The 6,896-nt window shown below is 45.9% G+C and carries 8 protein-coding genes and 1 pseudogene; 3 read left to right on the top strand and 6 right to left on the bottom strand.

From position 1 onward, the window contains the following. Positions 1-129, top strand: a pseudogene (locus IQR33_RS22010) (DUF1338 domain-containing protein); the annotation flags it as partial. A 136-nt stretch (positions 130-265) separates the two neighbouring features. Here IQR33_RS22010 and crp read toward each other — a convergent pair. From crp to IQR33_RS21980, 6 genes are all read right to left on the bottom strand, one after another. Beyond that, positions 266-898 (bottom strand): cAMP-activated global transcriptional regulator CRP, encoded by a 633-nt coding sequence (crp, locus tag IQR33_RS22005; RefSeq protein ID WP_005381432.1) that lies wholly within the window; start codon positions 896-898, stop codon positions 266-268. Positions 899-1,138: 240 nt separating this feature from the next. Further along, the gene (locus tag IQR33_RS22000) at positions 1,139-2,008 is read right to left on the bottom strand and encodes a phosphoribulokinase (RefSeq protein WP_005381434.1); all 870 of its coding nucleotides are present in this window, start codon (positions 2,006-2,008) and stop codon (positions 1,139-1,141) included. 125 nt (positions 2,009-2,133) lie between these two features. After that, positions 2,134-2,346 (bottom strand): YheU family protein, encoded by a 213-nt coding sequence (locus IQR33_RS21995; RefSeq protein WP_005382815.1) that lies wholly within the window; start codon positions 2,344-2,346, stop codon positions 2,134-2,136. Positions 2,347-2,379: 33 nt separating this feature from the next. Then, positions 2,380-3,387: a hydrolase gene (locus IQR33_RS21990; protein ID WP_132937307.1), complete on the bottom strand. Its 1,008-nt coding sequence runs from the start codon at positions 3,385-3,387 to the stop codon at positions 2,380-2,382. A gap of 87 nt (positions 3,388-3,474) precedes the next feature. Then, the gene (locus IQR33_RS21985) at positions 3,475-3,963 is read right to left on the bottom strand and encodes a TIGR02444 family protein (RefSeq protein WP_193837598.1); all 489 of its coding nucleotides are present in this window, start codon (positions 3,961-3,963) and stop codon (positions 3,475-3,477) included. Beyond that, positions 3,960-5,879: an ABC transporter ATP-binding protein gene (locus IQR33_RS21980; protein ID WP_193837599.1), complete on the bottom strand. Its 1,920-nt coding sequence runs from the start codon at positions 5,877-5,879 to the stop codon at positions 3,960-3,962. The genes IQR33_RS21985 and IQR33_RS21980 overlap by 4 nt, the downstream gene beginning before the upstream one ends. Before the next feature lie 209 nt (positions 5,880-6,088). On the opposite strand from IQR33_RS21980, the gene kefG reads away from it, so the two are divergent. Beyond that, on the top strand, positions 6,089-6,682 hold the full coding sequence (gene kefG / locus IQR33_RS21975) for a glutathione-regulated potassium-efflux system ancillary protein KefG (RefSeq protein WP_017821749.1): 594 nt from the start codon (positions 6,089-6,091) through the stop codon (positions 6,680-6,682). Next, the coding region (locus IQR33_RS21970; protein ID WP_193844042.1) for a cation:proton antiporter at positions 6,666-6,896 on the top strand (231 nt) is incomplete at its 3' end. The genes kefG and IQR33_RS21970, both read left to right, overlap by 17 nt.

Genomic DNA, 6,896 nt, shown 5'->3' with positions numbered 1-6,896 from the left:
GAAGGCACTGAAATTATCCCTGGCGGGTTTTATGAATTTGCTAAGCGCTATCCGATGGAAAATGGTGATTTGTACCCAGGTTTCGTGGCCGCTTCAGCTGACAAAATCTTTGAAAGTACGAATGGCTAAGTTTTAGGGTTAACCTGTTAAGCTTACTCATTAGTGTTCGCTGCACCCTATCTCATTTGGTCATGAGCAAATAAAAAGCCACCAATGTTGCCATTGGTGGCTTTTATAATTTTGTTCGTGTCACTCTAGTTTGAGATTAACGAGTACCGTAAACCACGATGGTTTTACCGTGAGCAGAGATTAGGTTCTGCTCTTCTAGCATCTTCAAGATACGACCTACTGTCTCACGAGAACAGCCAACAATTTGACCGATTTCTTGACGAGTGATCTTGATTTGCATGCCGTCTGGGTGAGTCATTGCGTCTGGTTGTTTTGCAAGGTTCAGAAGCGTCTGAGCGATACGACCAGTTACGTCTAGGAACGCCAGGTCACCCACTTTTTGGCTAGTTACTTGAAGACGACGAGCCATCTGCGCAGAAAGACGCATTAGGATGTCTGGGTTTACTTGGATAAGCTGACGGAACTTCTTGAAAGAAATTTCAGCAACTTCACAAGGAGATTTAGCACGAACCCAAGCTGTGCGCTCTTGGTCTTCCTCGAATAGACCAAGTTCACCAATAAAGTCTCCTTGGTTTAGGTAAGAAAGGATCATCTCCTTACCTTCTTCGTCTTTGATAAGAACCGCAACAGAACCTTTAACGATGTAGTACAAAGTTTCTGCCTTTTCGCCCGCGTGAATTAGCGTGCTCTTTGAAGGGTACTTATGAATATGACAGTGTGAAAGAAACCACTCTAATGTTGGGTCGGTTTGAGGTTTACCTAGAACCATAATATCTCACTTCCTCTGCAGGGTACGCTTGCGCTATCCATATTTTAGCTAAGCCTGAATTAGGCCTACTAGAATAAGAGCACTTTTTATATGCTGCAAGCTCTCTTGTGTTTCGGTAAGAAATAGTATCCTTTTTCGAAAACGATTTCTTGATTTTAATCGTGCCATGATTGAGATTTTGTAAGCAAAAATGTGCACATGATCACGGTATGAAAAGTAAACATCTTCGCAGGCAGGTTTTTAGCCAATTTTCCCTGTTTCGATGAGCTGTTGTAGGATAGGCCGAACTATGAGCTCCATTGCAAAGCTCATCTTACCGCCGGGTACGACAATCGTGTTGTGGCGTGACATGAATGAGCCATCAATCATGGCCAGCAGATATGGGAAGTCGACATTCTTGATACCGCGTAGGCGAATCACCACAAAACTCTCATCCAAACTAGGGATGCCTTTTGCATTAAGTGGGTTGGAAGTATCAACGGTCGGTACGCGCTGGAAGTTGATGTGAGTACGAGAAAACTGCGGAGTGATATAGTTGAGGTAATCGTCCATGGATCGCACGATTGAGTCCATTACCGCTTCACGCGAATGGCCGCGATCGCGAGTGTCACGTACGAATTTTTGGATCCACTCTAAGTTCACAATCGGCACCATGCCAATTAAGAAATCCACATGTTGAGCAACATTAACATCGCCATCGACCACGCCACCATGTAACCCTTCATAAAACAGCACGTCGCTGTTTTCGGGTAAGTCTTGCCACGGTGTAAACGTGCCTGGCATTTGATTGTAGGGAACCGCTTCGTCAAACGTGTGCAGATAACGGCGCACGCTGCCAGTACCGTCATGCCCGAACTTACGGAAAAACTCTTCTAATCCCGGGAAGTCATTAGCTTGTGGGCCAAAGTAGCTAATGTGTCGACCTTGCTCGCGGGCTTTGCGAATTTCGATGTCCATTTCTGGGCGAGTAAAGCGATGGAAGCTATCGCCTTCAACCCATGCGGGTTTAACGTTCATCATATTGAACATTTTACGGAAGGCTTCAGATGTAGTGGTCGTGCCGGCACCGGACGAACCAGTAACCGCAATAATTGGGTGTTTAGCTGACATGACAAACCTTGTCGAAAATTACTTACCTGTAATGTGCAGTAGAGTTACTACTGCACGGTCGATATCCCACTATAGCACGTAACAATACCTTGTCATCGAGTGGGATACGGTAAAATGTGAAGGGTCTAAAATTTTGTTTTATGCTGAATATCGACGGTTTCGTGTAGCTCAGAGAACACGATAACCGCTTCACCTTTTTCCAATTGAGCTTTAACTTGATCAATTTTGTCTTGCAAAGAAACCTCGACGGTTCCGTAATCCGTTCCTTCGCGTAAGACGAATTCACGAATTAAGTTTTCCAATGTTTCCGGCGCAATGTCTTGCCATGGAATGATCATAAATACCTCTAACTTTTATGATGAGCGGCTAGTTTACTGCGTTCGTTGCTTGGATACAGCAGAAAGGTAATCTGCGGCGATACTTTCGTAATACGCAGGCAGCGCTTCCTCCAACCAAAACTTAGGTTTTAACGCCGTTCCTGTCAGGAAGCCAACATGGCCACCGTGTTCAAAGAGACGGTAATCAATGTTATCTGGCAGAACAAACTTCGGGATCACATCGTCGGTCATGAACGGATCGTCTTTGGCATGGATGATCAGTGTGGGTAGCGTGATTTGCTGTAGTTTACTTAAGCCAGAGCATTGGTCGTAATAATCTTGTGCGTCTTTAAAGCCGTGCAATGGTGCGGTGATCAAATCATCGAATTCATACAGCCGTGTGACACGTTTTATTGAGTTGTAGGACAGCGCAAGCTCACCATGCAGTAGATGATGCTTTTGTAACGCGTTACGTTTCAGTGAAGAAAGCAGATAACGGCGATACACTTTTGAAAAGCCTTGTTCTATACGGTTCGCACACGCCGCTAGGTCTAAAGGCGCTGAGATAATAGTCGCTGCATTCAAAATAGGGTGGTCTTTATATTGGGCTAAATAATTCGCCAACATGTTACCGCCAAGAGAAATACCAACCGCAACTTTGGGGTTATCAGGAAAGCGTTGCTCAAGGTGCTCTAAGAAGTGGCGGGCGTCAGTCACTTCACCAGAATGATAGGCGCGAGCTTTCTTGTTTGGCTTACCGCTACAGCCACGAAAATGCATCATCACCGACAGCCATCCAGATTGAGCAAATGCATTCATTAGCCCATTGGCATAAGGGCTATAGAAGCATCCCTCTAACCCATGAAATAAAACAAAAATCGGCTTTTTTAGTGCAGGCTCTTGGGTTGGGTCCTCGCTCCACGCGAGATCGAGAAAGTCGCCATCGGATGTATCGAGGGTTTGCCAAATCGGCGTAAACAACGCTTTTTTGCGAATAAAACGCGGCAAAAGCGTTTGGAGATGCGGGTTTTTGATCCCGGCGGCTGCGAAAAATTGTGTCATACCTAACTGCTCTTATGCGGTCCTTCGGTGTCCGTTGAAGAACTTATTAATATAATCCTTTATAAAGATTATAGGTATTCTACAGATTTATGGGCGTTTTGGTGGTTGAATGTTTGGCACCGGCATAGCAAAGGCTTGCTGCAAATGTTCCCCACCGAGGTGACGACAGTATCTCAACGTCAGTGGGTCACCATCATTTTTGAGTAGTGCAAGTGAGTTAATGCAGTCCACCAAATCCGCTTGTTGCTGCTTTTCTAGTTGCAGCTCAAACTGCAAGGTCTCACGATACAAAGCGTCATTGACTTGAGACTTAAGGTGGCGACGAAGGTCGCGAAAGGAGTGAAGTAAAGTTTCGCTTCTACCTAGACAGTCTTGCACCGAGGGCCAGTCTTTTTCTTGGAAAATGAGTTGCTGCTCATCGAGCCATCTGAGCAGCAGGAGTAGGTTCACGTTACCGTGATAATTGTTCTGTAATGATAAACACGCCTCTTTCACTTCTCGCACACCATAAAATTGCAGACTAAACTGCCAAAGGTGTTCTAGGGTGAGTGTGTATTCAGCGTGTTGATTACTCATTGATTAAACTCTATCTCCATCTGCTCCAATGTTTCTTGAGCAGACATCCATTCCATTTCAATTTCTTCGAGCTCAGCCTTACTAGAAGCTTGAAGTGCCAGCACTTGGTTAAGTTTAGCTTTATTTTCGGCCGCATACAGTGAGTTGTCCGCCAATTGTTCTTCAGCTTCGGCCAGTGCAGCACCTAACTTATCCATTTTATTTTCTAGTTGTGTCAGCGTTTTGCGAATTGGCGCTGTCTGTTTTCGAAACTCTGCATCACGACGTTTCTGCTCTTTTTTCGCTGCCGCGCTGTTGGCGCTATCTTTGGCTGGCTGTGCGGCTTGTGCTTCTTTGCGTTCCGCTCTTTGTTGCTCGGTTAACCATTTATAATAGTCGTTTAAGTCACCATCGAACGGCGCAACTTGACGATCATGCACCAAGTACAAGTCATCGGTTGTAGCACGCAATAGGTAACGGTCGTGCGAAACAATCACCATTGCACCTTCGAACGTTTGCAGTGCCATCGTCAATGCCTGACGCATGTCCAAGTCTAAGTGGTTGGTCGGTTCATCAAGTAGCAACAGGTTTGGCTTTTGCCACACAATTAAAGCCAATACCAAACGGGCTTTTTCGCCACCAGAAAACGGCGCAACTTTTTCTAGTGCTTTGTCACCTTGGAAGCCAAAGCTACCTAGGTAATCACGTAGCTGCTGTTCGGTTTGATCGGGTGCGATTTGCATCATGTGTTGCAGCGGCGTTTCTTCAGGGTGAAGCGTTTCTAACTGGTGCTGAGCGAAGTAACCAATTTTCACGCCTTGTGAGTAAGTTAGGTCACCACCTTGCGCGTTAAGTTCACCAGAGAGCAGCTTGATTAATGTCGATTTACCCGCACCATTACGGCCGAGTAGACCAATACGACTGCCAGGAACCAAGTTCAAGCGGATCTTCTCTAAGATGAGGTTGTCACCGTAACCTGCAGATACTTCATCCATCATCATGATTGGGTTTGGCAGCGCAGCTGGCTCACGGAATTGGAAGCTAAATGGGTTATCGAATTGAGCTGGCAGTACTTTTTCCATGCGCTCCAAAGCTTTGATACGGCTTTGGGCTTGGCGTGCTTTTGATGCTTTATAACGGAAGCGGTCGATATAGCTTTGCATGTGCGACATCTGCTTCTGTTGCTTTTCAAACATCGCTTGTTGTAACACCATCTTTTGTGCGCGTTGGTTTTCGAATGACGAGTAGTTACCCGTGTATTCGTTCAGCTGCTGATTCTCGATGTGAATGATGCGACCAACAATTGGATCAAGGAAGTCTCGGTCGTGCGAGATCAGAATCAGCGTGCCAGGGTAGTTTTGTAGCCAGCGTTCAAGCCACATCACTGCATCTAAGTCCAAGTGGTTGGTTGGCTCATCGAGCAGTAATAAGTCAGAACGACACAACAGTGCCTGAGCTAAGTTTAAGCGCATACGCCAGCCACCTGAGAATTGGGTCAAACTCCAACTCATTTGCTCTTGGCTGAACCCTAAACCATCGAGCAGTTCTGCCGCGCGAGCGCGAATGCTGTAACCACCAATGGTTTCAATTTTACCGTGTATCTCGGCAACTAGGGTTCCGTTGTCTTGTGTTTCTGCTTCAGCTAACTGCTTTTCGAGAGCGCGGTATTCGCGATCACCATCAATGACGTATTCCAGTGCAGTGCGCTCTAGCGCAGGCGTTTCCTGTGCGACCCAGGCCAACTCCCAGTGTTGAGGTTGGCTAAATGAGCCAGCATCAATTGACAGTTCATCTTTCAGTAGGGCAAACAGCGTTGATTTACCGCAGCCGTTTTTGCCCACAAGACCGACTTTATCGCCAGGGTGAATAGTCGCAGAAGCTTGGTCTAAAAGAGGTTTACCGCCACGCAGTAACTGAATATCAGAGAAGGTAATCATAAAGTTTTCATTCACTTTGCGCAGTGCGCGTTGCTTGGTTACATAGCGAAGTGGTTTCAATCGTTTTTAAAGCCACTTGGGTATATATCTAGCGGTGAATAGTAGGGGTATTGGCCGGAAAAGTCGATTGATTCGCTTTAATTGCATTATGCTGTACAAAAAAGTATAACAATTTGATAACGGATAAAAATAACCACAAGGACGACCATTTGGCTGTTGCACCGTCTATTCTCCCAAAAGTTCTGGTCATTTATGCTCATCCAGAGCCACATAACTCGATTGCCAATCAAGTGATGATAAAAAAAGCTCAGTCGCTTGATCACGTCACTGTGCACGATCTTTACGGTGTTTACCCCGATTTCTTTATTGATGTGAATTACGAACATGAGTTGTTGCTCGCTCACGATGTGATTGTATTTCACCACCCACTTTATATGTATTCATGTCCAGCCCTATTAAAAGAGTGGCTAGACCGAGTGTTAGGTAAAGGCTTTGCGTTTGGCGGAGGTGCGGCGCTAGAAGGAAAATACTGGCGCAGTGTCATTACAACAGGTGGTAAAGAAGAAGCCTTCAGCGCGAAGGGGTACAACAAATACCCACTTGAGCAAATCTTGCAACCGTTTGAACTGACGGCAGCCCTATGTCAAATGCACTGGATTGAACCACTGGTGTTGTATTGGTCAAGAAATGTTTCAGATATTGAACGCTACGAACATGCCGAGTTATACCGTGGATGGCTGAGTAACCCACTTGAAAACTGGCAAGCGGCAGAGCGAGGAGGTCAGTATGGCGATCACCAGTGAGTTTCTTCAAAGCAGTGTGGTCTTTCTTTCGGCTGCGGTTATTGCGGTGCCGATTGCTCAGCGCCTTGGGCTTGGCTCGGTTTTAGGTTATTTACTCGCTGGTGTGTTGATTGGCCCATGGGGGCTTGGCTTAATTAGCGACGTTGATGCCATTTTGCATTTTGCCGAGCTTGGGGTTGTGTTGTTACTGTTTTTGATAGGGCTGGAATTAAAC

The sequence above is a fragment of the Vibrio sp. OPT46 genome (assembly GCF_015163535.1).
In the GTDB taxonomy this organism is placed as follows: Bacteria; Pseudomonadota; Gammaproteobacteria; order Enterobacterales; family Vibrionaceae; genus Vibrio; species Vibrio alginolyticus.
The sequence above is the reverse complement of the archived record's forward strand: the minus strand, read 5'-3'. Positions and strand labels throughout refer to the sequence as shown.

Excerpts from the sequence above, each read along its gene's own strand:
- crp (WP_005381432.1), bottom strand. The coding sequence starts at position 898 with ATGGTTCTAGGTAAACCTCAAACCGACCCAACATTAGAGTGGTTTCTT.
- IQR33_RS22000 (WP_005381434.1), bottom strand. The coding sequence starts at position 2,008 with ATGTCAGCTAAACACCCAATTATTGCGGTTACTGGTTCGTCCGGTGCC.
- IQR33_RS21995 (WP_005382815.1), bottom strand. The coding sequence starts at position 2,346 with ATGATCATTCCATGGCAAGACATTGCGCCGGAAACATTGGAAAACTTA.
- IQR33_RS21990 (WP_132937307.1), bottom strand. The coding sequence starts at position 3,387 with ATGACACAATTTTTCGCAGCCGCCGGGATCAAAAACCCGCATCTCCAA.
- IQR33_RS21985 (WP_193837598.1), bottom strand. The coding sequence starts at position 3,963 with ATGAGTAATCAACACGCTGAATACACACTCACCCTAGAACACCTTTGG.
- IQR33_RS21980 (WP_193837599.1), bottom strand. The coding sequence starts at position 5,879 with ATGATTACCTTCTCTGATATTCAGTTACTGCGTGGCGGTAAACCTCTT.